Source organism: Pseudomonas sp. Q1-7, from assembly GCF_028010285.1.
In the GTDB taxonomy this organism is placed as follows: domain Bacteria; phylum Pseudomonadota; class Gammaproteobacteria; order Pseudomonadales; family Pseudomonadaceae; genus Metapseudomonas.
Window position 1 is genome coordinate 967,763 of the sequence record NZ_CP116304.1, and the last position, 26,432, is coordinate 994,194.

Annotated in this window: 20 protein-coding genes and 1 pseudogene; 7 read left to right on the top strand and 14 right to left on the bottom strand. The window is 65.0% G+C overall.

The window, feature by feature from the left end; genetic code table 11:
* The first annotated feature begins 77 nt into the window (after positions 1-77).
* Together PJW05_RS04450 and PJW05_RS04455 are read left to right on the top strand one after the other, a co-directional pair.
* A complete protein-coding gene (locus PJW05_RS04450) occupies positions 78-950 on the top strand; it encodes an alpha/beta fold hydrolase (RefSeq protein ID WP_271410536.1) in 873 nt (290 codons plus the stop codon).
* Between the two features lie 51 nt (positions 951-1,001).
* The gene (locus tag PJW05_RS04455; protein WP_271410537.1) at positions 1,002-2,036 is read left to right on the top strand and encodes an aldo/keto reductase; all 1,035 of its coding nucleotides are present in this window, start codon (positions 1,002-1,004) and stop codon (positions 2,034-2,036) included.
* 91 nt (positions 2,037-2,127) lie between these two features.
* Here the strand turns inward: PJW05_RS04455 and PJW05_RS04460 are convergent.
* The 5 genes and pseudogenes from PJW05_RS04460 to PJW05_RS04480 form a co-directional block, all read right to left on the bottom strand.
* Positions 2,128-2,268: pseudogene (locus PJW05_RS04460) on the bottom strand (integrase); the annotation flags it as partial.
* A 27-nt stretch (positions 2,269-2,295) separates the two neighbouring features.
* Positions 2,296-3,501 (bottom strand): tyrosine-type recombinase/integrase, encoded by a 1,206-nt coding sequence (locus tag PJW05_RS04465; RefSeq protein WP_271410538.1) that lies wholly within the window; start codon positions 3,499-3,501, stop codon positions 2,296-2,298.
* A 319-nt stretch (positions 3,502-3,820) separates the two neighbouring features.
* Positions 3,821-4,648: an alpha/beta hydrolase gene (locus tag PJW05_RS04470; protein WP_271410539.1), complete on the bottom strand. Its 828-nt coding sequence runs from the start codon at positions 4,646-4,648 to the stop codon at positions 3,821-3,823.
* A gap of 2 nt (positions 4,649-4,650) precedes the next feature.
* Complete coding sequence (locus tag PJW05_RS04475; RefSeq protein ID WP_271410540.1) at positions 4,651-5,793, bottom strand: NAD(P)-dependent alcohol dehydrogenase; 1,143 nt, start codon at positions 5,791-5,793, stop codon at positions 4,651-4,653.
* A gap of 50 nt (positions 5,794-5,843) precedes the next feature.
* Entirely contained in the window at positions 5,844-7,313 is a 1,470-nt protein-coding gene (locus PJW05_RS04480) for an aldehyde dehydrogenase family protein (protein ID WP_271410541.1), read from the bottom strand.
* Between the two features lie 143 nt (positions 7,314-7,456).
* Between PJW05_RS04480 and PJW05_RS04485 the strand changes: the two genes are divergently transcribed.
* A complete protein-coding gene (locus PJW05_RS04485) occupies positions 7,457-8,467 on the top strand; it encodes an AraC family transcriptional regulator (protein WP_271410542.1) in 1,011 nt (336 codons plus the stop codon).
* A 76-nt stretch (positions 8,468-8,543) separates the two neighbouring features.
* Here the strand turns inward: PJW05_RS04485 and ppa are convergent, their stop codons facing one another.
* From ppa to PJW05_RS04500, 3 genes are all read right to left on the bottom strand, one after another.
* Positions 8,544-9,071: an inorganic diphosphatase gene (ppa, locus tag PJW05_RS04490; RefSeq protein WP_004420411.1), complete on the bottom strand. Its 528-nt coding sequence runs from the start codon at positions 9,069-9,071 to the stop codon at positions 8,544-8,546.
* Positions 9,072-9,149: 78 nt separating this feature from the next.
* Positions 9,150-9,968: a zinc-dependent peptidase gene (locus tag PJW05_RS04495; RefSeq protein ID WP_271410543.1), complete on the bottom strand. Its 819-nt coding sequence runs from the start codon at positions 9,966-9,968 to the stop codon at positions 9,150-9,152.
* Positions 9,969-9,976: 8 nt separating this feature from the next.
* On the bottom strand, positions 9,977-10,636 hold the full coding sequence (locus tag PJW05_RS04500; RefSeq protein WP_271410544.1) for a DedA family protein: 660 nt from the start codon (positions 10,634-10,636) through the stop codon (positions 9,977-9,979).
* Between the two features lie 151 nt (positions 10,637-10,787).
* Between PJW05_RS04500 and PJW05_RS04505 the strand changes: the two genes are divergently transcribed.
* On the top strand, positions 10,788-12,374 hold the full coding sequence (locus PJW05_RS04505) for a protein kinase (protein WP_271410545.1): 1,587 nt from the start codon (positions 10,788-10,790) through the stop codon (positions 12,372-12,374).
* A gap of 46 nt (positions 12,375-12,420) precedes the next feature.
* Here the strand turns inward: PJW05_RS04505 and PJW05_RS04510 are convergent, their stop codons facing one another.
* The 4 genes from PJW05_RS04510 to eat form a co-directional block, all read right to left on the bottom strand.
* Positions 12,421-12,879, bottom strand: coding sequence for a GNAT family N-acetyltransferase (locus tag PJW05_RS04510; RefSeq protein ID WP_271410546.1), 459 nt, complete (start codon positions 12,877-12,879; stop codon positions 12,421-12,423).
* A 193-nt stretch (positions 12,880-13,072) separates the two neighbouring features.
* Positions 13,073-13,906, bottom strand: a complete 834-nt coding sequence (eutC, locus tag PJW05_RS04515) for an ethanolamine ammonia-lyase subunit EutC (protein ID WP_271410547.1) — start codon at positions 13,904-13,906, stop codon at positions 13,073-13,075.
* Positions 13,907-13,922: 16 nt separating this feature from the next.
* Positions 13,923-15,317 (bottom strand): ethanolamine ammonia-lyase subunit EutB, encoded by a 1,395-nt coding sequence (locus PJW05_RS04520; protein WP_271410548.1) that lies wholly within the window; start codon positions 15,315-15,317, stop codon positions 13,923-13,925.
* A 133-nt stretch (positions 15,318-15,450) separates the two neighbouring features.
* Positions 15,451-16,818 (bottom strand): ethanolamine permease, encoded by a 1,368-nt coding sequence (gene eat, locus PJW05_RS04525; RefSeq protein WP_271410549.1) that lies wholly within the window; start codon positions 16,816-16,818, stop codon positions 15,451-15,453.
* A 298-nt stretch (positions 16,819-17,116) separates the two neighbouring features.
* Here eat and qhpR point away from each other — a divergent pair, with 298 nt between their 5' ends.
* Complete coding sequence (qhpR, locus tag PJW05_RS04530; RefSeq protein WP_271410550.1) at positions 17,117-18,169, top strand: AraC-like transcriptional regulator QhpR; 1,053 nt, start codon at positions 17,117-17,119, stop codon at positions 18,167-18,169.
* 760 nt (positions 18,170-18,929) lie between these two features.
* Here the strand turns inward: qhpR and exaC are convergent.
* Complete coding sequence (exaC, locus tag PJW05_RS04535) at positions 18,930-20,450, bottom strand: acetaldehyde dehydrogenase ExaC (protein WP_271410551.1); 1,521 nt, start codon at positions 20,448-20,450, stop codon at positions 18,930-18,932.
* A 318-nt stretch (positions 20,451-20,768) separates the two neighbouring features.
* Here exaC and PJW05_RS04540 point away from each other — a divergent pair, with 318 nt between their 5' ends.
* A complete protein-coding gene (locus PJW05_RS04540; protein WP_271410552.1) occupies positions 20,769-22,670 on the top strand; it encodes a sigma-54-dependent Fis family transcriptional regulator in 1,902 nt (633 codons plus the stop codon).
* A 313-nt stretch (positions 22,671-22,983) separates the two neighbouring features.
* Entirely contained in the window at positions 22,984-24,186 is a 1,203-nt protein-coding gene (locus PJW05_RS04545) for an ISL3 family transposase (RefSeq protein WP_271407857.1), read from the top strand.
* A 758-nt stretch (positions 24,187-24,944) separates the two neighbouring features.
* Here PJW05_RS04545 and PJW05_RS04550 read toward each other — a convergent pair.
* Positions 24,945-26,147 (bottom strand): ISL3 family transposase, encoded by a 1,203-nt coding sequence (locus PJW05_RS04550; protein ID WP_271410553.1) that lies wholly within the window; start codon positions 26,145-26,147, stop codon positions 24,945-24,947.
* Positions 26,148-26,432: the final 285 nt, after the last annotated feature.

Sequence of the window (26,432 nt, forward strand, 5' to 3'; positions counted from 1 at the left end):
CATCAGCGGCAACAGACTCCAGGCAGGACGGCCCGCCCCACTACTTCGACCGCTATCTCGCTACAGGAAAAATGATCATGAGCACCCTGCATGCCACACCCTTCGAACAGACTGCCGCTACTGCTGAAAATCAATACGTGGGGGTCAATGGCAACACTATCGCCTACCGCTCCATCGGCTCAGGCAGCCCCATCGTCCTGGCCAACCGCATGCGCGGGACGCTCGACACCTGGGATCCGCTGTTCCTGGACAAGCTGGCCGAACGACACACCGTCATTACCTTCGACTATCCGGGCGTTGGATACTCGAGTGGCACGCTACCCGACGACCTGGGGCAGGTCGCCAGTTTCGTTAACGACTTCACCACGGCCATCAAGCTGGACAAATTCGCCATGCTGGGCTGGTCGTGGGGTGGTTTCACCACCCAGACCTTGCTGCTCGACCAGCCAGAGCGCGTGACCCATGCGATCCTGGTAGGCACCAATCCTCCAGGGCCGGGCCAACTGCCGATCCAGCAGGTGTTCATCGAGCGCGCCATGAAGCCTGTGAACGACCTGGACGACGAAGAAGTGCTGTTCTTCGAACCAAAATCCGAATTCAGTCGCGCGGCGGCCAAGGCCTCTCATGAACGCATCTACGCCCGCCCCGATGTCGTGTCGAAGATTCCTTCGCAGCTGGAGCAGTTCCTGGTCTACCTGAAGGCTGCCGAAGCCTTTGGCGAAGACACCCTGGGACGCCGCGCTAGACTGACCCAGACGCGTACACCGATGCTGGTTATCAGTGGCGACAATGACACCAGCACCGCCGGCCAGAACTGGTTCCCGCTCATCGGCCAACTGCGCAACGCTCAATTCGTTTTCTATCCCGAAGCCGGGCATGGCCCGCAGCACCAGTATCCGGAGCTGTCAGCGGAGTACATCGCCGACTTCATCGCGCGCACGTCCAAGTAACTACATCCTTGCAGGCCGTTGAGCACGGCCTGCTCTGCGGAGGAACACGTCATGCGTTATCGCATCTTCGGCAATACCGGCCTTCGGGTTTCCTCACTCGCCCTGGGTACTGGCAACTTCGGCAAGGGCTGGGGTTATGGCGCCGACCAGGAAGAAGCCCGCCAGATCTACACCCGCTACCGCGAAGCCGGTGGCAACTTCATCGATACGGCCGATCAGTACCAATTTGGTCAGTCGGAAGCGATGCTTGGCGACTTCATCGCCGCCGACCGCGACGACATCATCCTGGCCACCAAATTCTCCCTCGGCGACTCGCCTGATGCTGGCCTCCAGCGCTCCGGCAACAGCCGCAAGGCCATGCTTCGCTCGGTCGAAGCCAGCCTGAAACGCTTGAAAACGGATCACATCGACCTGCTGTGGGTGCACATGCCCGACGGGGTAACCCCCATCGACGAAATCGCTCGTGGCCTCGACGACCTCATTCGTTCCGGCAAGATTCTCTACGCTGGCCTGTCGGATTTCCCCGCCTGGCGGGTGGCCACCGCCGCTACCCTGGCGGAGTTGCGAGGCTGGTCGCCCATCTCGGCCGTGCAGTTGGAGTACAGCCTGGTGGAAAGGTCGGCGGAGCGTGAGCTACTACCGATGGCCGCCGGATTCAATCTGGGCACGGTCGGCTGGTCACCGCTGGGAGGCGGTTTGCTCACCGGCAAATACCGCAAGGGTGAAACGGGGCGGGCGCAGGGGCTGGGAGTGGTCATCCACGGCGAGAGCGACCAGCGCAAGACCTCGACTGTCGATGCTGTGCTGGCAGTCGCCGAAGAGACAGGGCATTCACCAGGACAAGTCGCCATTGCGTGGGTTCTCGCCAAGGGAACACTTCCGATCATCGGCCCACGCACAGCCGAACAGCTCGCTGACAACCTTGCGTCGCTAGAGGTTCGGCTGACGTCGGCACAGCTCGAACGACTGGACGCCGCCAGCGCCATCACCCTCGGGTTCCCGCACGACGTGGTAGCCGCGACGGCACCAGCGCTCGCTGGTGGGAAGCCAGAACTCATCGATGCGCCAACCCGCGCCATTCGTTGATTTGGAGCGGTAGAGGCCAAAGGCGTGACGGACAATCACGGCTTTGGCCAAAAAGCGAATGCCCCCCTTCTGGCCGGTAGTGACCCGTTGATCAGCGTATTGAAACGACTTTTCTGTCCCGATTTTCTTTGATAGCTGACACCGACAGGTTGCCGGTAGCCGCTTCCTGAATGTGCTCGCTCCACCAGGTCATCATTGGACGCCTTCGCTCGATGTAGTCCGTCCGGTTGTAGTTCTGGGAGGGCTAATCACCGTCGAGTCATTGTCCGCTCATGCAGAACTCTGCCCAGTCAGTCATCAGTGCTCTGCGCTTCTCCAGAAGGTCAGAGCGCGAGTAGGCAGCCTCGGTCTGGTTGCGTTCATCATGGGCAAGCGCAAGCTCGCAAACCTCTCGTGGGTAGTGAGTGCACTCGTTTGCCCAGTCCCGAAAGGTGGATCGGAAACCGTGTCTTGTGATGTCTGCATACCCCATTTTGTGCAGCAGGTTGCGTACGGCGTTGCCATGCATGACGCCGCTTTTCCCTTGCCCAGGGAAAAGATAGGTTGAATGAGTCTTATTAGTTTCCTTCAGCATCTCGACTACCTGAGGCGACAGTGGGATGACGAAAGGTTTTCGCATCTTCATGCGCTCAGCCGGAAGTGCCCAGGTGCCAGCTTCGAGGTCAAACTCAGGCCATTGAGCATGCTGCATCATGTGGTAACGAGCACCGGTCAGAATCAGCAGCCTGGTAGCGATTGCATCGCGTGTCTGGATTTTGGCCAGGGTGGCTATCAGCTTCGGGGTGTCTTTCCATTGCAGTGCTGGGAAATGCTGGCGCTGCCTGGCCTTCTTTTTTTCTGCTTTGCTCAGTAGGTTGTCCAGGTGTCCGCGCCAGCGGGCAGGGTTGTCCCCCTCGCGTAAGCGCCGAGCTTTGGCTGCATCCAGTATTTGCTCGATCTGGCCGCGGACTTCATCCGCAGTACGGGTCTTGGTTGCCCAGATGGGTTGCAATGCAGCAAGCACATGCTCGGTACTGATGATGTCAGCAGATAGCTTGCCCATGGTCGGGAAGGCGTAGAGCTCCAGTTTGCGTAGCCAGCCTTTCCGCCATTTCTCAGACCAACTGCCGCCGTGTGCGTGTTGGTATTCGCGAGCGAGATCCTCGAACGTCGTGCGATGTGCTGCGGCTTGGCGTTGGGCCTCGCGCTTGGCTTCCTTCGCAGCGTCGCGGGTTGCGAGTGGGTCACTTCCGGAAGCGAGGAGCTTGCGTTGGTCGGCGGCCAACTGTCGGGCTTGGCTGAGTGTGACTGCAGGGAAGGGGCCTAGCCCCATTTCGCGGCCTCGGCCGTCTAGTTTGTAGCGGAAGATCCAGCTTGTGCCGCCGCTCTTGGATACTTGGAAATACAGACCGTCGCCATCATTGGTTTTTCCTGGCGTTGCAGCTTTGGCGATCGACTCCACTGTCTTGCTGGTCAGCTTGCCCATTGCTCGCTCCTTCTCTAACCCACACCCCTAGACCCACACTCTGACCCACACCTTGGTCATGGATTTTATGGATGGTTACTGGATGTCCAGGGACGGATGCTAAGCTGTAAGGCCCGTGTTTACTAGGTCTCTTGGATCTTGTTGGATTTCTTCGGGCAATAAAAAAGCCGGCTTGTGGCCGGCTTTCATTGGGTGGCCAGGGCTCATTTTTGGTAAGCCCCGGCCGCCTTTAGAATTCTGCGAGCATCAGGCGCATGGCCCTGGCTGCGGGCGCGAACTCTAACAAATTCATAACCATGCCGCCACTTCTACGCATGTTTCAGTGGCCGGCCATTTCGGCCAGGGCACCCAACAGCACACCATCCGCCTGCGCCAGGTCCTCGAGTACGGAGAAGTGGTTGCAGACCGGTACGTGAATCAACGAGGCGGCTTCACCGGCGGCCTGGCATGCCATTGCATAGTCATCCGCATGGCGGATGAGTTCCGGTAGTTCCGCTGCGCCCACGGCAACCAGGGTTGGTGCGCCGGCGCCGATGTGGCGCAGTGGGCTGTAGGCGTGGATCTCGCCCGTTGTGAGGTGCAGTTTTTCGTTGAGCCATGACAGGCTGATCGGTTCCAGGTCCACCAGTGGGCTGATCGGCAGCGCGGTGCTCACCATCGGGTGCGCGCGATGCTGGGCTGACAGGTGGCCGCCGGCCGAATGCCCACTGAGTAGCAATGGGCTGCCTGCACAGCCGAGACGATCGCGGTCCGCTGCGAGATGGTCGAGCAGGTTGCCGATCTCGCTGACGATCTGGCCCATGGAGGCTTGCGGCGCCAGGGTGTATTCCGCCAGGACGACGTTGAAGCCGTTGGCGAGTGGCCCAGAAGCGATGAAGGCAAAATCTTCCTTGGCGCAGGCCTGCCAGTAGCCGCCATGGATGAAGACGAAGGTGGGGGCATTGGTTCTGCCGCAGGGTATCCAGTCATAGCGCTGCCCCGGATTCTCGCCGTAGCGCAGGTCGCGCCGGCAGGTCGTGCTGGCGTAGAGCTGGGCGCTGCGGGATTGGAAGTCGGCAAGGATGGCGGGGAAGTCCTCGACCGCTGCGGTGTTGTCGTAGGCCGCATCGAGCGTTGCGCGGTCCATGCCGCGATAGAGAGTGGTCATTTTCAGGTCCTGATAGAGGTCTGGCCGTCCATGAGCAGGATCGGCTTCAGGGTCACCCCGGCCTCGCTGTCTGCGGCGGCCTGGTTGATCGCGTCGAAGGGGTAGAACTTCACCAGCCGGTCGAAGGGGAAACGACCCTGCATGTGCAGTTCAACCAGTTCCGGGATGAATTTGCGCGGTACGCTGTCGCCTTCGCAGATACCGCGAATGCTCTTGCCGGCGATCATCAGGTCGTTGAGGTCGAACCGGGCTTGCGTCCCTTGCGGGGACGCGCCCACCACCCCCAGCACACCCAGCGGCGCCAGGGCCGATACGCCCTGGGCCAGGATGGCCGGGCGCCCGGTGGACTCGAGGGCGAAGTCCACACCGCCGCCGGTGACTTCCCGGACTGTCTCGACCCACTCGGGGTCTCCACTGTCGAGGGCGTGGCTGGCGCCAATCTCCAGTGCCAGTTGCAGGCGGCTTGGAACCCGATCGACTGCAATGATGGTCGCGGCACCGGCGAGCTTGGCAGCCAGCACGGCAGACAGCCCGACCGCGCCAGCGCCCAGGGCGAGGAAGCGGCTGCCGGGGGTCACCTTGAGTGAGTTGATGACGGCGCCGGCGCCGGTCTGGATGCCGCAGCCGAGCGGCCCCAGCAGTTCGAGGGGCGCGGTCTTCGGCACCTTGATGGCGTTGCGTTCGCGGCTCAGGGCGAGTGTCGCGAAGGAGGACTGGGCGAAGAAGTGGTCGTGCAGGAACTCGCCCTTGGCGTCGACGATGGCGCAGTTGCCGTGCTGGTCGGTCCCGCCAAAGTTGTGGGCGTAGAAGTCGGTGCAGTAAGAGGTGCGTCCCGCGCTGCAAGGCAGGCAATGACCGCAGTGGCCATACGTCAGCACGACGTGATCGCCGACGGCGAGAGAACTTACTTGCGGGCCTATGGCTTCGACTACGCCCGCACCCTCGTGCCCCAGCACCGCTGGCAGGGGCACGGGGTAGTATTGGTCACGGATGATCAGGTCGGTATGGCAAAGACCGCTGGCGATGATGCGCACCAGCACTTCATCACCCTGAGGAGCCCGCAGGCGAGCCGCCTCCAGTTGGAACGGCTCGCCCTTGCCGCGGGTGACGGCGACGCGGATGTCGTGGAATTCATACTTGTTCATGGATCGTCTCCTGGCTGGCGCCGCTGCGGGCGGCGCCAGGGAGTGGAAGGTCAACCCAGGTACCAGGGCTCGATCACGCGGTTGCGGACGGTGACCGACTTCACCCGCGAGTAGATGTTCAGGGTTTCACGGCCGTGTTCCATGCCGATGCCGCTTTCCTTGACGCCACCGAAGGGCACGCCGCTGCTGAGGTTGAAGTACTGGTTGATCCAGACCGATCCGGCCTCCAGCGCATCGGCGGTGCGCATGGCGTTTTCCAGGTCAGCGGTATAGAGGCCGGCGGCCAGTCCGTAGGGGACGCCGTTGGCTTCCTTCAGCATCTGCTCGTAGTCGCTCCAGCGAAGGATGCTGAGCACCGGCCCGAAGATCTCCTCCTGTTCCACGCGCATGCCGTGGCGCACTTCCAGCAGGGTCGGCTGGATGAAGTAGCCGGCCTCGCAGCCCGCGACGCTTTCGCGCTCGCCGCCGAACAGGACCTTGGCTCCTTCCGCCTTGCCGATGCCGATGTACTCCAGTACCCGCTTCCCTTGCTTGGCGGATACCAGGCAGCTCAGGTGCGCTGACTCGTCCAGCGGATTGCCGACCTTCAGGCGCGAGGCAGCGCTGGCGAGCTTGTCCACGAAGGAGGCGTAAATATCGTCGTGGACGAACAGGCGAGTGCCGGCCAGGCAGGATTGGCCGTTGCAATACAGGGCGGCGAACAGGGCGTTATCCACCACCGCATCGAGGTCATCGGCATCCGGGAACACGATGTTGGGGCTCTTGCCGCCCAGTTCCAGGGACACCGGCACCAGTCGTTCGGCACCGGCGTGGGCGATGATGCGGCCGACCTCGGGGCTGCCGGTGAAGGCGAGCTTGGCCACCTTCGGGTGAGCGGTCAGGGCGGCGCCGACTTCCTCGCCGAAGCCAGGTACCACGTTGAGAACGCCCGGCGGGAAGATGCCGCCAGCGATCTCGGCGAATTCCAGGGTGGACAGCGAGGCGTTCTCGTCGGGCTTGAGCACCAGGGTGTTGCCCGCCGCCAGCGCCGGCGCCACCTTGAGGGCGACCATCAGGGCCGGCACGTTCCACGGGATGATCTGCCCGACCACGCCCATGGGTTCACGCTTGACCATCAGGTAACCGTCCGGGATCGGTCGACCATAGTCCTCGTGGGTCAGGATCGCACCAGCAAAGTAACGGTATTGAGCGATGGCCTTCTGGTGGTCCAGGCGGGTTTCGGCGATGCGCCGGCCAACGTCCAGGGCGTCGATCAGCGCCAGGCGTGGAAGCTCCTTTTCCAGCGCGTCGGCGAGCCGGTTCAGCAGGGCGGCGCGTTCTTCGTAGCTCGTGGCCTTCCAACCGGGGAGGGCGCGCTGTGCGGCCTGGACGGCCGTGTCGACGTCGGCGGCGTTACAGCGGGCGATATGGGCGAGGTGCTCGCCCGTAGCGGGGTTGGTGGCGGCGAACACCGCCCCCTGGGACGGAACAAATCCACCGTTGATGTAGGCCGTATAGTTTTTCTTGAGTGAAGGTTTCATGGTTCTACGCGAGGCTCCATCGGTTGGCGATAGGGCCCCATGGTCGGACGGGCGTCAGCGGGCCGGCTATCTATCCGGCGCCGTCCGCATCGGAAACGCGCCTTTATCGACAGGCCGACCCCGCGCCATGGAGGAAGTGGAACGTGAAGAGCCAGTTTTCCCATCCCGGAACGCCACCCAGGTCGCCCGGCCCCTTGCTGGCCCATGGCGACATGCCGCGCAGTGCGCTGGTGTTCGAGTCCATGGACCTTGATTTCGCGCGTGAAGAGGTCGGCCGGGTGTATTGCCCCTACCGCTTCCACGCGTCCCGCCAGCGTCGTTGGCCCGCCAGCATGTCCCGGCTGCAGGGCGAGAGCGTTGCGCTGTCCTGGTTTACCTACGGTGCAGACATCTCGATCGCGCCGGAGGTTTTCGGGGACTTCGTCCTGGTGCTCACCACGCTGGCGGGGCGCGCGGATATCCGCAGCGGAAGCATCGAGCACATGGGGGGAGCCGGCTCGACCATGGTCATCGCCCGGGATGCGCCATCGAGATACCGCTACAGCCCGGACAACGTGCAGCTGGGGGTGCGCATCGATGCGCGACGGCTCGACGAGTACTGGCGGCGCCTGTCCGGACGGTCGCTGCCGGGCGGATTGTCGTCCTGGGTATTGGATGCGCCAGGGCAACGCGATCGCTGGCTGGCGTCCGTGGAAATGCTCCGGCAGCTGCTGCACCCCGATACGCCGAAAAGCGTGAGGACGATGCTGCTGCCGCGGGCGGAAGAGCTGCTGATCATGAACCTGGTCGCGGACCGGTTGGGCGGGTTATCCGGGGCGGACGGCGCTATCGCCCCGGCCTGCCTGAGGCGCGCCATGGCCTTTATCGATGAGCAGGCTGGGCAGCCGCTGACGCTGGCGGCGATCGCCGCCGCGGCCCATTGCAGCATCCGGACGCTGCAGCGGGTCTTTCACCAATGGCGCGATATCGGGGTGATGCGCTATGTGAAGGAAGTCCGCCTGCAGCGGGTGAGGGAGGCGCTCCTCGATCCGGAGCAGACGGCGTCGATCACCGAGATCGCATCGCGCTGGGGATTCGCCCACCTGGGGCAGTTCGCTGCGGACTATCGAAAGGCCTATGGCGAGCGGCCGTCGGATACCCGGCTGCGGGCCTGAGCCGAAGCCGGACCCGGAAACGACAACGCCCGTATCCATGGATACGGGCGTTGTCTGCGGGAGGCGATTGCCGGTCTTACTTCTGGTAAGCCGCAACTGCTTTAGTGATCTCGGCACGGGCTTCGTCAGCGTTGCCCCAGCCTTCTACTTTCACCCACTTGCCTTTTTCGAGGTCTTTGTAGTTCTCGAAGAAGTGCTTGATCTGCTCCAGCAGCAGGGCCGGCAGGTCGGTGTATTCCTTCACGTCCTTGTACAGGACGCTCAGTTTGTCGTGGGGCACGGCCAGCAGTTTGGCGTCGCCGCCGGCTTCGTCGGTCATGTGCAGGACGCCGACCGGACGGGCGCGGATCACGGCGCCCGGCGCGACCGGGTAGGGGGTGACGACCAGCACGTCCAGGGGATCGCCGTCGTCAGCCAGGGTGTTGGGGATGTAGCCGTAGTTGGCCGGGTAGAACATCGGGGTGGCCATGAAGCGGTCGACGAACAGGCAGTCGCTGTCTTTGTCGATTTCGTACTTGATCGGCGCGTGGTTGGCCGGAATTTCGATCGCGACGTAGATGTCGTTCGGCAGGTCTTTGCCGGCCGGGATCTTGCTGTAGCTCATGGTCGACTCCCAGGGGGTGGGCCAAAAAAGTGGGCGCGATTATAGGCACATTCAATGGCCGATGCCACGCCGTTGTGCTTAGCCATTGGTCGCGTCGCGGTAGTCCGGATGGTCGTCTTGGAGGCGTTTCAGGCGGGCCAGCGGGTCCTGGCGGTAGAAGGCCTGGAGCTGGCGGTAGACGGCGGGGAAGGCCTGCTCCAGCAGGTCCGGTGCGGTGAAGAAGTATTCGCTGGCGACGGCGAAGAATTCCGCCGGGTCTTCGGCGGCGTAGGGGTCGATGGGCGTTTCGGCGTCGGGGTCGCGGTCGAGTTCGGCGTTCAGCGCGTCGTAGGCGCTCTGCATGGCCAGGGCCCAGTCGGACTGGCGCATGTCGCGGTGCAGTGGTGGCAGGCCGTTGGGGCCGCCGTTGAGCATGTCGAGCTTGTGCGCCAGTTCGTGGATCACCAGGTTGTAGCCGTCCCAGCCGCCGCTGGCCTGGACGCCGGGCCAGGCGAGGACGACCGGGCCGAACTGCCAGGACTCGCCGCTGCGTTCGTCGTCATATTCGTGTTCCACGCCAGCTGCGTCGCGGTGGCGTTGGGGGCTGACGAAGTCGTCGGGGTAGAGCACCAGTTCGTGGAAGCCCTGGTACCAGTTGAGGTCCGGCAGGTGCAGCAGCGGCAGTTGGGCGAGGGCGGCGAGGGTCAGGCGGTCCTCATGGGACAGCTCCACGCCGGGCAGGGCGCTGATGCGCTTGTCGTGCAGGAAGAGCACGCTGCGCTCGCGCAGGCGCTGGTCTTCGGCCTCGTCCAGGCCATCGAGGATCGGCAGGCGCTGGCGCACCGTCGCCCACTGCTGCGGGGCTACCGGGTTGCGGGTGAGGATGCGCCGGCGGCGCCAGTTGCGGTACGACCACATGGCCCGGCTCAGTGCGGTTGCTGGGCGCGCTTGGCGGCGGGGTGCCGGCGGTTGCGCAGCATGCCGATCAGCATCGGCAGCAGCGACAGGCCGATGATGGCGATGATCATCAGCGACAGGTTCTGCTTGATGAAGGGGACGTTGCCGAAGAAGAAGCCGAGGGTCACCAGGCCGCCGACCCAGAGAATGGTGCCCAGGACGCTGAAGGCGAAGAAGCGCGGGTAGGGCATGCGGCCCACACCGGCGACGAAGGGGGCGAAGGTCCGCACGATGGGCAGGAAACGCGCCAGGGTCACGGTCTTGCCGCCATGGCGGTCATAGAAGTCGTGGGTGCGTTGCAGGTAGTCGCGGCGGAAGATCTTCGAGTCCGGGTTGCTGAACAGGCGTTCGCCGGCGGTGCGTCCAATCAGGTAGTTGAGGCTGTCGCCGCTGATGGCGGCGAGCATCAGCAGGCCGCCCAGCAGCCAGGGGTCCATCGCGCCACCGGCGCAGACGGCGCCGGCGATGAACAGCAGCGAGTCGCCCGGCAGGAAGGGCGTCACCACCAGGCCCGTCTCGCAGAAGATGACCAGAAACAGGATGGCGTAGACCCAGACGCCGTACTGGGTGACCAGCAGGTTGAGGTAATGGTCCAGGTGCAGGATCAGGTCGATCGGGTTGAAATCCATGGAGAGCCTTGTGGAGAGCGGGTCGGGGGGGAAGCTGATGGGCGCATTATAGGGACAAGTCTTCCGGGCACGGTGAGTCTCCGTGCCGAACGGTGAACGGCATAAAGGCTGCAACTGTTTCCATAGTTTTCCTGGATAGAGATGCGCGCCTATGCCCTTGCAACTGCTGGAACACCCCGCCGTGAGCCTGGCCCAGGGGCATGGTCTGGACCTGCCGACCCAGGCGGCCCGCGCCCGTGCGACTTGGGTGGCCGGGCGCCAGGGACGTCCGCCGTCCCTGCTGGTGGCGCTGCTCTGGGGATGTTCATGCACCAATGTGGTGCAGGTGCTTGGGCAATACCTGGACGCCCTGTTCGCCGACTACACCTGTACCCCCGAGGGCTGGAGCGAGACTCAGGCGGCGCGGCAGGTGCTGGCAGCGCTCAACCTTCAGTTGTTCCGCCGCCGTCAGGCGGGTGAGCCGGTTCCGGAGCTGAGCGCCGGCCTGCTGCTGGTTCAGGATGGCGAGGCACACTTTCTCCAGGCCGGGGCGGTCGGCCTGGTGTGCTTCCAGAGCGGACCTGCGGAGGGACTGGTCGGGCGACCGAACCCGCTGGGGGAACAGGCGGAACTGGCGGTTATTCAGCACAGCCTGTCGCTGGTCCCCAACCGGCCATTGCTGATGGCGCCCCAGCCGCTGCTGGAGGTGGCCGATCTGGGGGCCCTGCGCGAAGCCTGCGACAACCTGCAACCCGGCCAACTGGGCGGCTTGCTGGAGCCCCTGCTCAGCGCCCCTGGCGCCGCTGCCCTGGTGTTGCCGGGGGAGCCTCATCGCCTGCCGCCGTCGGCGCCGTGCGGTCATTGGCCGAGTCTGCGGGGCGCCGCGCCAGGTATGGAGATCGACGGTTGGCAGTTGGTCGCACCCTGCGACTATGGACCGCCAGGTCGCCTGTTCCAGGCGCGGGATGAGGAACGCGAGGCCCTGCTCTGGCTGGCCGAGGCGGATGCCGACGAGGCCTTCTGGCAGCGCGAATGGGTGTTGCGCCGCAGCCCGGTGGTGACCCTGCCGCAGGTGCTGTCGCCGCGCCATGTCCGTCGCCATGCCTTTCTGCTGTTCGCCCTGCCGCCGGCCGGCGTGCGCAGCCTGGCCAGAATCAGGGAGGGGCGTGGTCCGCTGGATGCCGGTGCCACCCTGAGCATCCTGGCGCAACTGATCGAGGCGGTTCGCTCGTTGCAGCGGCGCGGCATGCAGGGCCTCTGGCTGACTCCCCGGCAGATCCTGCTGGATGAGCAGGGGCGTCTGCTGCTGTTGCCGGAGTTCGCCGCCATTCTGCCGGGCGTCCCACGGCAAGCCGTCCCGCCCCAGGCCATTCCGCTCGCGCCGGAGCTGCGCCAGGGCCGAGCCGCCGACGGCAGCGCCGACCAGTTTGCGCTGGCGGCGCTGGCCTACTGGCTGCTCGGTGGGCACTGGCCGGAGGCGGCGCGGCCCGAGGGCGACCAGTCCAGCCGCTATGTGCCCTTGGCCGGTCGCGTAAGCGGGATTCCCGAGGGCTGGGATGGTGTGCTGGCCAAGGCGCTGGCGCCGCAGCCACGGGCCCGCTTCGAGGCCTTGTCGGAATTCCAGCTGGCGCTGGAGCGGCTGCTGGAACAGGCCCGCCGGACGGCGCCCGCGCCCCGTCGACCCCGCTTGCGGCAACTGGCGCTGGCGCTGGCGCTCGGGCTGCCGGCGTTATTGGGGCTGTGGTTGGGGCTGGGTTAGGGGGAGGAAAGAGCCCGGCCCATGGCTCGGGCTCGCACAGCGGGGGTCAGTCGCTGTTGATCGGCAGGATGTAGTTCTTGAACTCGGCGTCTTCGCGGAAGCCAATGGACTCGTACACCTTGTGCGCCACCTCGTTGCTCACGCTGGTGGAGACGCGCATGCGCACGGCGTTGGTTTCCCGCGCCATTTTTTTCGCGGTCTGCAGCAGGCGGTCGGCCACCAACTGGCGGCGGGCGTCTTCGGCAACGTAGATGTCGTTGAGGATCCACACGCGCTTGAGGGCCAGCGAGGAGAAGCTCGGATAGAGCTGGCAGAAGCCGAGCAGGCGGGTGTCGTCGTCATCCGGAAGGGCCAGGTAGATCACCGATTCCTTGCGGCTCAGGCGCTTCTCCAGAAACTTTCTAGAGGATTCCGGAAACGGCAGTTCACCATAGAACTCACGGTACTTCACGAACAGCGGCGTAAGCAGGTCCAGGTGCTCCAGGGTGGCTTGGACGATGCGCATGATGGGCCTCGATATCTGTGGTTGGACGTGTATGGCGATGCAGGTGGCGTGCCAGCCAGGTTCATCGATGCTGCACCAGAAGTTATGGAAAGCGCAATCCAAGCAAGCGTTTGACCGGGTTGCGTACTTCATCGAGCCGGCGCCGTGCCTGGCCTGGCGACCCATGGTGCGGAGCGGGTCCGGACGTGGCGGCTCAGTGGTGGTCGGCCGCCAGCAGGAAGTTGCCTGCCAGGGCGTTGTCCGGATCGCCGGCCAGGGACGGCACTTCGGCCTCGTCCTTCAGGTTCACCCCGGACAGTTGGCGGCGGCAGGCCTCACGCATCAGGTAGAGCAGGCGGTGGGAGGCCATGCCATAGGACAGGCCTTCCAGGCGCACGTTGGAGATGCAGTTGCGGTAGGCGTCGGTCAGCCCCACACGCGGCGCCCAGGTGAAGTACAGGCCGAGGCTGTCCGGCGAGCTCAGGCCCGGTCGTTCGCCGATGAGGATCACCACCATCTTCGCGCCCAGCAGTTCGCCCACTTCGTCAGCCACGGCAACCCGACCCTGTTGCACCAGCACCACCGGCGACAGCGACCAGCCTTCGGCCTGGGCCTGCTCCTCCAGGCGTTCAAGGAAGGGCAGGGTATGGCGCTGCACGGCGAGGGCGGAAAGGCCGTCGGCTACGACCACTGCAAGGTCGCAGCCACCAGGGTTGGCCTGGGCGTGTTGCTGCAGGATCTCTCGCGAGGCGGCGTCCAGGCGTCGACCGAGGTCGGGGCGTTGCAGGTAGGTGTCGCGGTCCTTGGCGGCGCTGTGCAGCAGCAGCGTGGCGCGGCCGCGCTCAGTCAGCTTTTCGACCAGCCCGGCGTGGTCGAAGGGCAGGTGCACGGCGTCGCGGGCTTGCGCATGGGCGTACTGGAAATTCAGTTGGGCATGGGTGGGCAGGCTGATGCCGGCACGGCCCAGGGCGATGCGTGCCGGGGTCAGCCGGCGCAGTTCTTCCCAGGGGTTGGCGGTGTGGCCGGAGAACTGGCGTGGTGTTTTCATCCGTCGGTCCTCGAAGTCAACCCAGTCGCGCGATGGCCTGGCGGAACGCCGGCGGCAGGTGCTCGCCGAGTATGACCCGGCCGTCGTTCTGCACCAGAATGCCCATGCGCTCGAGCCAGTGCTCGAACTCCGGTGCCGGCTTCAGACCCAGGCTCTGGCGGGCGTAGAGGGCATCGTGGAAGGAGGTGGTCTGGTAGTTGAGCATCACGTCGTCGGAGCCGGGGATGCCCATGATGAAGTTGATGCCGGCGACGCCGAGCAGGGTGAGCAGGGTGTCCATGTCGTCCTGGTCGGCTTCGGCGTGGTTGGTGTAGCAGATGTCGCAGCCCATGGGCACGCCGAGCAGCTTGGCGCAGAAGTGGTCTTCCAACCCCGCGCGGATGATCTGCTTGCCGTTGTAGAGGTATTCCGGGCCGATGAAGCCGACCACCGTGTTCACCAGGAAGGGATTGAAGTGCCGTGCCACGGCGTAGGCGCGGGTTTCGCAGGTCTGCTGGTCGACGCCGTGGTGGGCGTTGGCCGAGAGCGCACTGCCCTGGCCGGTCTCGAAGTACATCAGGTTATTGCCCAGGGTGCCGCGCTTCTGCGACAGGCCCGCTTCGTAGCCTTCCTGGAGAATCTTCAGACTGATGCCGAAGCTGGCGTTGGCCGCCTCGGTGCCGGCGATGGACTGGAACACCAGGTCCAGCGGTACGCCGCGTTCGATGGCGGCGATGGAGGTGGTGACGTGGGTCAGCACGCAGGCCTGGGTGGGTATCTCGTAGCGCTGGATGATGGCGTCGAGCATTTCCAGCATGGCGCAGATGGAGGCAATGCTGTCGGTGGCCGGGTTGATGCCGAGCATGGCATCGCCGTTGCCGTAGAGCAGGCCGTCGAGGATGCTCGCGGCGATGCCGGCCGGTTCGTCCGTGGGGTGGTTCGGCTGCAGCCGGGTGGAGAGTCGCCCACGCAGGCCCATGGTGTTGCGGAAGCGGGTGACCACGCGGATCTTCTGCGCCACCAGCACCAGGTCCTGCACGCGCATGATCTTCGACACGGCGGCCGCCATCTCCGGCGTCAGGCCCTTGGCCAGGGCGCGCAGGCTGGCCTCGTCGGCGTGCTCGCTGAGCAGCCAGTCGCGCAGGCCGCCAACGGTGAGGTGGCTCACCGGGTCGAAGGCCGCGCGGTCGTGGCTGTCGATGATCAGGCGCGTGACTTCGTCCTCTTCGTAGGGGATCAGCGCCTCGTCGAGGAAGTGCTTCAACGGAATGTCGGCCAGGGCCATCTGCGCGGCGACGCGCTCACCGTCGCTGCTGGCCGCGACCCCGGCCAGGTAGTCGCCGGAGCGCGCCGGGCTGGCCTTGGCCATGACCTCCTTGAGGCTGTCGAAGCGCCAGGTCTCGCCGCCGACGCTGTGGGAAAAACTGGCCATCTGTATCTCCGTCCTCCAGGTCAACATGGACCGGCGATCGCGGTAGCCCGGATGCCATCCGGGGAAACCAGGGCTCCCGGATTCCGTCCGGGCTACGACCACCCCGCAGCCGTGCGACGGGGTGGAAATGCCGTCAAGCGCGGTTCAGCAGCGCATCGGCCGGTGCGTCGGCACGATGGTGGGCGGTGAACTGGAAGTAGATATACCCCGCCGCCATGAAGCCAAGGAAGATCAAGCCGATCAGGGTGTTGAACCAGATCATCGCCAGCAGGCAGACCACGGCCAGTACCAGGGCGATGGCCGGCACCACCGGGTAGCCCGGCGCGCGGAAGGTGCGCTCCAGGTGCGGCTCGGTGCGGCGCAGCTTGAACAGGCTGAGCATGCTGATGATGTACATGACGATGGCGCCGAACACGCTCATGGTGATCATCGCCGCGGTGAGGCTCATGCCCTGCAGGTTCACCAGGCCGTCGCTGTAGATGGCGGCGATGCCGATCACGCCGCCGGCGATGATGGCGCGGTGCGGGGTCTGGAAGCGCGACAGCTTGGCCAGGCCGCGCGGCAGGTAGCCGGCGCGGGCCAGGGCGAAGAACTGCCGGGAGTAGCCGAGAATGATGCCGTGGAAACTGGCCACCAGGCCGAACAGGCCGATCCACACCAGCATGTGCATCCAGGTGGAGTCGTTGCCCACCACGGCCTTCATGGCCTGGGGCAGCGGGTCGTTGATGCCCGAGAGTTGGCGCCAGTCGCCCACGCCGCCGGCCATCACCATCACGCCGATGGCGAGGAACACCAGGGTCAGGATGCCGGCGATGTAGGCGCGCGGAATGGTGCGTTTCGGGTCCTTGGCTTCCTCGGCGGCCATGGCCGCGCCCTCGATGGCGAGGAAGAACCAGATGGCGAAGGGAATGGCGGCGAAGATGCCGGAAATGGCGTGGCCGCCGAATTCATTGGTGCCGGCCCAGCCGTTGACCACGAAGTTGCTGAAGCTGAAACCCGGTGCCACCACGCCCATGAACACCAACAATTCGGCCACGGCGAGCACGGTGACCACCAGCTCGAAGGTGGCGGCGATGCTGACGCCGAGGATGTTCAGCGTCATGAAGATAAAGTACGCGCCCACTGCCGCGTGCTTGGGGTCCAGTTCCGGGTACTGCACGTTGAGGTAGGCACCGATGGCCATGGCGATGGCCGGCGGGGCGAAGACGAATTCGATCAGGGTGGCGATACCGGCGATCAGTCCGCCCTTTTCGCCGAAGGCGCGGCGGCTGTAGGCGAAGGGGCCGCCAGCGTGGGGAATGGCGGTGGTCAGTTCGGTGAAGCTGAAAATGAAACAGGTGTACATGGTGGCCACCAGCAGGGCGGTGACCAGGAAGCCGAGGGTGCCGGCGGCGCCCCAGCCGTAGCTCCAGCCGAAGTATTCGCCGGAGATCACCAGGCCGACGGCGATACCCCAGAGGTGCAAGGTGCCGAGCGTGGGTTTTAGTTGTGTCGTGCTCATCGGGACTCCTCGCCCTGCTGAGGGCGTCGTGGGTGGGTGCCTGGCTCGATGGTATCCAGCGACGCACTCAAGGACTTGACCCTGGAGCCCCGCGTGCGGCCTCTGCGGTCAAGTCGCACGGCACTGTTACCCATCGCCCCACCCACCTTGCCCCGGCACGGGGCGCGGCGCGGCGGCGTGCACGCATATGGCCCGGAAATCCCCCTTTCACGGGGGCGCAGCGGCGTATCCGCGCGGCCGTTCGGAGGGCATGGGTTTTGCTTGAATGCCTGATCAAAAAAAGACTTGGTAATCCGTGATGAACCCGTCCCTGTTTTCCAGTGTCGGCCTGCAGGCGCCCACGGCGAGCAATGTCGGCGTGCTCTCGGCGGCCGCCAGCGGACTCGACCGCTTCATCACCGACCAGGGCGGCGATCTGGACCGCATCTTCGGTCGCGCCGGGATCGACCCGGAGCAACTGCTCCATCCCACCCTGAGCCTGGCGTTGCCGAACTATTGCCAGGTGCTGGAAGAGGCGGCGCGGCAGTCCGGTTGCGACAACTTCGGCCTGCGCTACGGCCAGCAGTTCCAGCCCCGCGCCCTCGGTCTGCTGGGGTATGTCGGGCTCAGTTCCGACACCCTGGACGAGGCGCTGAAGAACTTCGCGGCGGCCTTCCCCTTCCACCAGCACAGCACCCTGATCCGTCTGGTGGATTGCGGCGAGTGCTACCGCTTCGACTATCAGGTTCGCCACGGCGCCATCCTCGACCGCCGTCAGGATGCCGAGCTGACCATGGGCATGGCGCTGAACCTGATCCGCCATGCCCTGGGCCGCGACTGGACGCCGCGCGCGGTGGCCTTCGAACACGAGCGGCCGGAGGGTTGGCAGGAGCACGTCGAGGCGTTCGGCGCGCCGGTGCAGTTCGGCCGGCCGTGCAACTTCCTGCTGGTGCCCAAGGGGGATGTGCAGGGCAAGGCCATGCCCGAGCGCGATCCCAACCTGCTGTTCCTGTTCCAGGATGTGATCCGCCGCCTGGGTGAGCAGGGCGCCCGCCCGAGCCTGCTGGAGGAGGCCGGCACCCAGATTCGCCTCGCCCTTGGCCTGGGCGAGCCCAGCCTGGAGCAGATCGCCGAGCGTCTGGAACTGACCCCGGCGGGCCTGCAGCGCCGCCTGCGCGACGAAAACCTGAGCTTCAGCCAACTGGTGGAACAGACCCGCCGCGAACTGGCGCTGCACTACCTGCGCCAGCGCCAGAGGCCCATCTCCGAACTGGCGCCGCTGCTGGGCTATTCCGAAACCAGCGCCTTCTCCCGTGCCTTCCGCCGCTGGTTCGGGGTGAGCCCGCGGCAATGGCGGGGCGACGAGCGCTGATCCCGGGCGCGAGTCCATCCTACGAGGCAGCAATGCCGCCTCGTAGGATGGCGTAGAGCGAAGCGAAACCCATCGGGGGCCAATATCAGGCGCCGTGGTCATCTCTGACCCGGAGCGACCCCCGGCATAGGCCTGTTGGGTTTCGTTCCTCTACCCAACCTACGCGCTTGTTGTGTGGGTGGGAGTCGGGTGGCAATGCCGCCTCGTAGGATGGCGTAGAGCGAAGCGAAACCCATCGGGGGCCAATAGCAGGCGCCGTGGTCAGCCCTGACCCGGAGCCACCCCCGGCATGGGCCTGTTGGGTTTCGTTCCTCTACCGAACCTACGCGCTTGTTGTGTGGGTGGGAGTCGGGTGGCAATGCCGCCTCGTAGGATGGCGTAGAGCGAAGCGAAACCCATCGGGGGCCAACAGCAGGCGCCGTGGTCAGCCCTGCCCCGGAGCCACCCCCGGCATGGGCCTGTTGGGTTTCGTTCCTCTACCCAACCTACGTGCTGATCCCGGGCGCGTGTCCATCCGCCAGGGGTGGCAATGCCGCCTCGTAGGATGGCGTAGAGCGAAGCGAAACCCATCGGGGGCCAACAGCAGGCGCCGTGGTCAGCCCTGACCCGGAGCGACCCCCGGCATGGGCCTGTTGGGTTTCGTTCCTCTACCCAACCTACGGTGTCGGGCGTGCCGCTGGAGCGAAACGAAACCCATCATCGCCAACGCTCCTAAACAAAAAACGCGGCCTAAGCTGCGTTTTCTGTTGCCGGAGGAGGATCAGAAGAAGCCCAGCGGATTGATGTCGTAGCTCACCAGCAGGTTCTTGGTTTGCTGGTAGTGGTCGAGCATCATCTTGTGGGTTTCACGGCCGACGCCGGACTTCTTGTAGCCACCGAAGGCGGCGTGGGCCGGGTACAGGTGGTAGCAGTTGGTCCACACGCGGCCGGCCTTGATGCCGCGGCCCATGCGGTAGGCGCGGTTGATGTCGCGGGTCCAGAGACCGGCGCCGAGGCCGAACTCGGTGTCGTTGGCGATGGCCAGGGCCTCGGCCTCGTCCTTGAAGGTGGTGACGCCCACCACCGGGCCGAAGATTTCCTCCTGGAACACGCGCATCTTGTTGTTGCCCTTCAGCAACGTCGGCTGGATGTAGTAACCGGTGGACAGGTTGCCTTCCAGCTTCTCCACGGCGCCGCCGGTGAGCACTTCCGCGCCTTCCTGCTGGGCGATGTCGAGGTAGCTGAGGATCTTCTCGAACTGTTGCTGCGAAGCCTGGGCGCCGACCATGGTGTCGGTGTCCAGCGGGTCGCCACGCTTGATGGCCTGGACCTTCTTCATCACCTCGGCCATGAAGGCCGGGTAGATGGATTCCTGCACCAGGGCGCGGGACGGGCAGGTGCAGACTTCACCCTGGTTGAAGAAGGCCAGCACCAGGCCTTCGGCGGCTTTCTCGATGAAGGCCGGCTCGGCCTGCATGATGTCTTCGAAGTAGATGTTCGGGCTCTTGCCGCCCAGTTCCACGGTGGAAGGGATGATGTTCTCGGCGGCGCATTTGAGGATGTGCGAGCCCACCGGGGTGGAGCCGGTGAAGGCGATCTTGGCGATGCGCTTGCTGGTGGCCAGGGCCTCGCCCGCTTCCTTGCCGAAACCTTGCACCACGTTGAGCACGCCGGCCGGCAGCAGGTCGCCGATGAGCTCCATCAGCACACTGATGCCCAGCGGGGTCTGCTCGGCGGGTTTCAGCACCACGCAGTTGCCGGCGGCCAGCGCGGGAGCCAGTTTCCAGGCGGCCATCAGCAGCGGGAAGTTCCACGGGATGATCTGCCCGACCACGCCCAGCGGCTCGTGGATGTGGTAGGCGACGGTGCCTTCGTTGATCTCGGCGGCGCCGCCTTCCTGGGCGCGGATGCAGCCGGCGAAGTAGCGGAAATGGTCGACGGCGAGCGGGATGTCGGCGTTGAGGGTTTCGCGGACCGGCTTGCCGTTGTCCCAGGTCTCGGTGACGGCCAGGACTTCAAGGTTCTGCTCGATGCGGTCAGCGATCTTCAGCAGGATGTTCGAGCGGTCCTGCACCGACGTGCGGCCCCAGGCATCGGCCGCGGCATGGGCGGCGTCCAGGGCCTTGTCGATGTCTTCGGCAGTGGAGCGGGGGAACTCCGCGATCGGCTGGCCATTCACCGGGGAGGTGTTGGTGAAGTACTGGCCTTTGACCGGGGCGACGAACTCGCCGCCGATGTAGTTGCCATAACGGGACTTGAAGGAAACGACAGCGCCGGGGGTACCGGGTTGGGCGTAACGCATGGTGTTTCTCCTGTCTCTTGTTGTAGTGGAGATAACGCAGGGTGGCGTATGTCTTCCACAGAGCAAGGGCTGGGCCAGGGCGCCGTGAGTACCGTTGCAGAGCGGTTTGCGCCCGGCTCTGGCGCCGCGCTGGAGAAGGCCTGTGGCAGGCCTGCCACAGTTGAGAGTGACACTTTGTCACGCATCTGGCACAGCGAGTGACCAGCGGGTCGCGCGGCCGTTGCAAAGGCTTCTACGCTGGAGGATGCTGCGTCGACGCGGGCGCCGTTCCACGGCCAGGGCTGCCTCCCGGGAAGCCCGCACAGGAGAACAACAAGAATGCAGAATCCTCTCAGCCGTCACGCCCAACAGGTGATGACCCTGGCACAGGGCAAGGCGCAGGCCAGCGGTCCGGCCGCCGACCCTTCCATTGCCCGCTCCTGGCTGCGTTGCCTGGAGGACTACCACCTCGACCCCGCCTTGCCGGTGGCGCCCACCGTGCTGGAGCACGGCCGTATGCTGGAGCGCCGCGAGCGCCTGCAGCAGGTGCTGGAGGTGGCCAATGGCGAGATGAACAACTTGTATCGCCAGCTCTCCGGAGCGGGGCACGCGGTGCTGCTCACCGATGCCCGCGGGGTGATCCTCAACTGCGTCACCGCCCATGCCGAACGGCCCGCCTTCGAGCGCGCCGGGCTCTGGCTCGGCGCCGACTGGAGCGAGGCCCGTGAAGGCACCAACGGTATCGGCACCTGCGTGGTGGAGCGCCAGGCGCTGACCATACACCAGGACGAACACTTCCGCAGCCGCCACACCGGCCTCACCTGCTCCGCCAGTCCGGTGTTCGATCCCCAGGGCGAGCTGATGGCGGTGCTCGATGTCTCCTCTGCGCGGCATGACCTGTCGCGCCAGAGTCAGTTCCACACCATGGCGCTGGTCAACCTCTCGGCCAAGATGATCGAGAGCTGCTATTTCCTGCGTCGCTTCGAAGGCGTGTGGCTGCTGCGCTTCCACCTGCAGGCCGAGTACGTCGGCCTGTTCAGCGAGGGGCTGCTGGCCTTCGACGGGGAAGGGCGCATCAGCGCGGTGAACCAGAGCGCCATCAACCTGCTCGGCAACCCGCGCGAGCGCCTGATCGGCCAGCCGCTGGAAGCCTTTTTCGACTGCCGCCTGGATGACTTGCTCGGTCGCGCTATGCCGCAGCCCTCCACCAGTTGGCCGTTGCGCACGCGCGATGGCCGGGCGCTGTTCGCCGCATTGCGCGGCCAGCCCCGCAGCCAGCCGCAGGCCCTGACGCAGACGCCGTCGAAACCGGCGCAACCGGGTATCTGCCTGGGGGATGCGGCGTTGCAGAACGACTTCCGCCGTGCCTTGCGCGTCTACGAACGCGACGTGCCGCTACTGATCAACGGCGAAACCGGCTCCGGCAAGGAAGCCTTCGCCCGTGCGCTGCACCAGGCCAGTTCCCGCGCCGAGCGGCCTTTCGTGGCCCTGAACTGTGCAGCCATCCCGGAAACTCTGATCGAGAGCGAACTGTTCGGCTATCGCGGCGGCAGCTTCACCGGGGCGCGCAAGGAAGGCATGCGCGGCAAACTGCAGCAGGCCGACGGCGGCACCTTGTTCCTCGACGAGATCGGCGATATGCCGCTGGCCCTGCAGACCCGTCTGCTGCGGGTGCTGGAAGAGCGCCAGGTGGTGCCCATCGGCGGCGAGCCGCAGGCGGTGGACGTGCGCATCATCAGCGCCACCCACCGCGAACTGGAGGAGCGCGTAGGCGATGGCACCTTCCGCGAGGACCTGTACTACCGCCTCAACGGCCTGGTCATCGACCTGCCGCCGCTGCGCGCGCGCAGTGACAAGGCGGAGCTGCTGCACTACCTGCTGGCGGAAGAGGCGCGCGACATGCGCGTGGTGCTGACCGAGGAGGCGCGCCAGACCCTGCTGGATTACCACTGGCCGGGCAACGTGCGGCAACTGCGCAACGTACTGCGTACCCTGGCGGCGCTGTGCGAGGACGGCATCATCCGCCTGCCCGACCTGCCTCGCGAGGTGTTGCGGGCGGCGCCCGTGTCGGCCGCTCCCGAACCGCTGGCCAATCCGTTGGACGACGCCGAACGCACCGCACTGCTGAACGCCCTCGACAGCCAGCGCTGGCACATGACCCGTACCGCCGAGCAACTTGGTATCAGTCGCAATACGCTCTATCGCAAGCTGCGCAAGCATGCGATTGCAACGCGGGGCTAGCGACGAAGGCCGTTGTAGGGGCGGGTTCTGCCGGGGTTACGAGAAGGCCCTGGGCGCCGCTTTTCTGTGGGAGCGAATTCATTCGCGAAGCGGCCCGCAGGGCTGGCCTTCGGACTTGCTGGGGGACGCTGCGCATCCCATCGCGAATAAATTCGCCCCCACAGGGTTCGAGGTTCGCCGGAGATTTCGAGAAGTCCCTGGCGGCCGATTTTTTGGTTCTTCGCGGAGTCTGGGGGAAGAGCGCGTTGACAGTCAGGGAAGTGGGTAAATTGGCAGTCGCCAAACGAACCAACCCCCACTCCCTGCTGCCGCCGTGCATCCTATTGATCTTGCCCAGTTCTGGCCAGGCTACGAAGTCGTCGCCTGTCGCCCCTCTGCCGACAACACCCTGCTGATCGAACTCAAGCCTCGAGCCGACGCCATCCCCGAATGTGGGCGCTGCGGCCAAGCTTGTCCGCTGATCCATGAGTGCCGACTGCGTCGGGTACGCGATCGCGACTTGCTCGACCAGCGCGTTCTGCTCCAGGTGCCGGTGCGCCGCGTTGACTGCCTGCGCTGTGGGCGGGTGACCGAGCGGATCGCCTGGCTGGAGCCGGCGTCACGCCTGACGCGGCGCTTGCAGGCCTGGCTCGAGGCTTTGCTGCAACTGCTGCCGATCAGCCACGTCAGCCGCCTCACCGGCTTGCACTGGCACACGCTCAAGCAGCTCGATAAACGTCGCCTGGAAGCCGCCGTCGGCGCGTTCGATCCGGGCGAGGTGCGCCGGTTGGTGATGGACGAGTTCGCCCTGCACAAGGGCCATCGCTACGCCACGGTGATCATGGATGCCGAGCGGACACGGGTGCTGTGGGTGGGGCATGGCAACAGCCGTGAGGCGATTCGTCCGTTCTTCGAGCTGCTCGGCGAGCGCTGCCAACAGATCGAGGCGGTGGCGATGGACATGAACACCGCGTTCGACCTGGAGGTGCAGCGGCATTGCCCGCAGGCCGAAGTGGTGTACGACCTCTTCCATGTGGTGGCGCGCTACGGCCGCGAGGTGATCGACCGCATCCGGGTCGACCAGGCCAACCTGCTGCGCCAGGACAAACCGGCGCGCAAGGTGGTCAAGCAGAGCCGCTGGCTGTTGCTGCGCAACCGCGAGAGTCTGAAGGACGGGCAAGCCGTGCAGTTGCAGGAGCTACTCGACGCCAACCAGCCGCTGGCCACGGTCTACGTGCTCAAGGATGCCCTGAAGGAAGTCTGGTACGCCCCCACTGTGCGAGAGGGCTGGCGGCGCTGGCGAAGTTGGCTACGGCATGCTCGGGACAGCGGTCTGGAGCCGCTCCAACGCTTTGCCCGGAATCTGCGCAAATACGCCCGGGGCATCCTCGCCAGCGCCCGCTTCCCCCTGCACACCAGCGTCCTGGAAGGCGTGAACAACCGCATCAAGGTGATCAAACGGATGGCCTACGGCTTCCGGGACTCCCACTACTTCTTCCTGAAAATCAAGGCCGCCTTCCCCGGGAAAGCGCGATGAACCGATTTTTTTGTGGGAGCGAATTCATTCGCGAACCGGCCCGCAGGGTCGGCCTACGGACTTGCCGGGGGATGCTACGCATCCCATCGCGAATGAATTCGCTCCTGCAGGGTTCGAGGTCGTCGGAGATTTCGAGAAGGCTTGGGGCACCGTTTTTTTGTGGGAGCGAATTCATTCGCGAACTGGCCCGCAGGGCTGGCCTTCGGACTTGCTGGGGGACGCTGCGCATCCCATCGCGAATGAATTCGCTCCCACAGTGTCCGAGGTTTGCCGGGGGTTACGAGAAGGCTCGGGGCACCGCTTTTTTGTGTGGGGGCGAATTCATTCGCGAACCGGCCCGCAGGGTCGGCCTTCGGACTTGCCGGGGGACGCTGCGCATCCCATCGCGAATGAATTCGCCCCCACAGGGTTCGAGGTTCGCCGGAGATTTCGAGAAGGCTTGGGGCACCGTTTTTTTGTGGGAGCGAATTCATTCGCGAACTGGCCCGCAGGGCTGGCCTTCGGACTTGCCGGGGGACGCTGCGCATCCCATCGCGAATGAATTCGCCCCCACAGGGTTCGAGGTTCGCCGGAGATTTCGAGAAGGCCCTGGGCGCCGCTTTTTTGTGGGAGCGAATTCATTCGCGAAGCGGCCCGCAGGGTTGGCCTTCGGGCTTGCTGGGGGACGCTGCGCATCCCATCGCGAATGAATTCGCTCCTACAGGGTTCGAGGTTCGCCGGAGATTTCGAGAAGGTCCTGGGCGCCAATTTTTTTTGGTTCATCGCGCTTTCCCGGGGAAGGCAGCCTTGATTTTCAGGAAGAAGTAGGCTGAGTCTCGGAAGCCATAGGCCATGCGCTTGATCACCTTGATACGGTTATTCACGCCCTCCAGCAGGCTGGTATGTAGGTGGAAACGCGCACTGGCGAGGATGCCCCGGGCGTATTTGCGCAGGTTGCGGGCAAAGCGTTGCAGTGGCGCCAGACCGCTGTCCCGGGCATGCCGTAGCCAACTTCGCCAGCGCCGCCAGCCCTCCTGCACACTGGGGGCGTACCAGATTGCCTTTAACGCATCCTTGAGCACATAGACCGTGGCCAGTGGTTGGTTGGCCGCGAGCAGCTCTTGCAACTGCACGGCCTGCCCGTCCTTGAGGTTGTCGTGATTGCGCAGCAGCAGCCAGCGACTCTGCTTGACCACCTTGCGCGCCGGTTTGTCTTCGCGCAGGAGGTTGGCCTGGTCGACGCGGATACGGTCGATCACCTCACGGCCGTAGCGCGCCACCACGTGGAACAGGTCATACACCACTTCGGCCTGCGGGCAGTGCCGCTTCACCTCCAGGTCGAAAGCCGTGTTCATGTCCATCGCCACCGCCTCGATCTGCTGGCAGCGCTCGCCCAGCAATTCGAAGAACGGGCGAATCGCCTCGCGGCTGTTGCCATGCCCGACCCACAGCACCCGCGTCCGCTCGGCATCCATGATCACCGTGGCATAACGATGCCCCTTGTGCAGGGCGAACTCGTCCATCACCAGACGGCGAACATCGCCCGGCTTGAAAGCGCCAACGGCGGCCTCCAGGCGGCGCTTATCGAGCGTCTTGAGCGTGTGCCAGTGCAGGCCGGTGAGGCGGCTGACATGACTGATGGGCAGCAATTGCAGCAAGCCTTCGAGCCAGACGCGCAAGCGTTGGGTCAAACGCGACACCGGTTCCAACCAGCTGATCCGCTCGGTTACCCGCCCACAACTCAGGCAATCGACGCGGCGCACCGGTAGCTGGAGCAAGACGCGCTGGTCGAACAGATCGCGATCGCGCACCTGACGAGTCCGCCGCTCATGGATCAATGGACAGGCTTCACCACAGCGTCCGCATTCGGGGATGGAGCCGACTTGAGGCTCGAGCTCGATTAGCAGGGTGTCGTGGGTTGATTGGCGACAGGAGACGACTGCGTAGCCTGGCCAGAAAGCAGCAAGATCAATAGGATGCACGGCGGCAGCAGGGGGTGGTGGTTGGTTCGTTTGGCGACTGCCAATCTAACCACTTCCCTGACTGTCAACTCGCTCTTCCCCCTGATCCCGCGAAGAACCGTTTTTTTGTGGGAGCGAATTCATTCGCGAACCGGCCCGCAGGGTCGGCCCTCGGGCTTGCCGGGGGATGCTGCGCGTCCCATCGCGAATGAATTCGCTCCTACAGCGCAAGGCCCGGCTTCACGAAGAAGCCGGGCCTTGCGTCTTTAGGTGCGGGCGTCCATGCCCGCCGGGGGAAGGGGCCGA

What these genes read in the sequence shown, in the direction of transcription:
- PJW05_RS04450 (WP_271410536.1), top strand. Translation starts at nt 78, where the DNA reads ATGAGCACCCTGCATGCCACACCCTTCGAACAGACTGCCGCTACTGCT.
- PJW05_RS04495 (WP_271410543.1), bottom strand. Translation starts at nt 9,968, where the DNA reads ATGTGGTCGTACCGCAACTGGCGCCGCCGGCGCATCCTCACCCGCAAC.
- exaC (WP_271410551.1), bottom strand. Translation starts at nt 20,450, where the DNA reads ATGCGTTACGCCCAACCCGGTACCCCCGGCGCTGTCGTTTCCTTCAAG.
- PJW05_RS04520 (WP_271410548.1), bottom strand. Translation starts at nt 15,317, where the DNA reads ATGGCCAGTTTTTCCCACAGCGTCGGCGGCGAGACCTGGCGCTTCGAC.
- PJW05_RS04505 (WP_271410545.1), top strand. Translation starts at nt 10,788, where the DNA reads ATGCCCTTGCAACTGCTGGAACACCCCGCCGTGAGCCTGGCCCAGGGG.
- eutC (WP_271410547.1), bottom strand. Translation starts at nt 13,906, where the DNA reads ATGAAAACACCACGCCAGTTCTCCGGCCACACCGCCAACCCCTGGGAA.
- eat (WP_271410549.1), bottom strand. Translation starts at nt 16,818, where the DNA reads ATGAGCACGACACAACTAAAACCCACGCTCGGCACCTTGCACCTCTGG.
- PJW05_RS04475 (WP_271410540.1), bottom strand. Translation starts at nt 5,793, where the DNA reads ATGAACAAGTATGAATTCCACGACATCCGCGTCGCCGTCACCCGCGGC.
- PJW05_RS04500 (WP_271410544.1), bottom strand. Translation starts at nt 10,636, where the DNA reads ATGGATTTCAACCCGATCGACCTGATCCTGCACCTGGACCATTACCTC.
- PJW05_RS04465 (WP_271410538.1), bottom strand. Translation starts at nt 3,501, where the DNA reads ATGGGCAAGCTGACCAGCAAGACAGTGGAGTCGATCGCCAAAGCTGCA.
- PJW05_RS04540 (WP_271410552.1), top strand. Translation starts at nt 20,769, where the DNA reads ATGCAGAATCCTCTCAGCCGTCACGCCCAACAGGTGATGACCCTGGCA.
- qhpR (WP_271410550.1), top strand. Translation starts at nt 17,117, where the DNA reads ATGAACCCGTCCCTGTTTTCCAGTGTCGGCCTGCAGGCGCCCACGGCG.
- PJW05_RS04455 (WP_271410537.1), top strand. Translation starts at nt 1,002, where the DNA reads ATGCGTTATCGCATCTTCGGCAATACCGGCCTTCGGGTTTCCTCACTC.
- PJW05_RS04510 (WP_271410546.1), bottom strand. Translation starts at nt 12,879, where the DNA reads ATGCGCATCGTCCAAGCCACCCTGGAGCACCTGGACCTGCTTACGCCG.
- PJW05_RS04470 (WP_271410539.1), bottom strand. Translation starts at nt 4,648, where the DNA reads ATGACCACTCTCTATCGCGGCATGGACCGCGCAACGCTCGATGCGGCC.
- PJW05_RS04480 (WP_271410541.1), bottom strand. Translation starts at nt 7,313, where the DNA reads ATGAAACCTTCACTCAAGAAAAACTATACGGCCTACATCAACGGTGGA.
- ppa (WP_004420411.1), bottom strand. Translation starts at nt 9,071, where the DNA reads ATGAGCTACAGCAAGATCCCGGCCGGCAAAGACCTGCCGAACGACATC.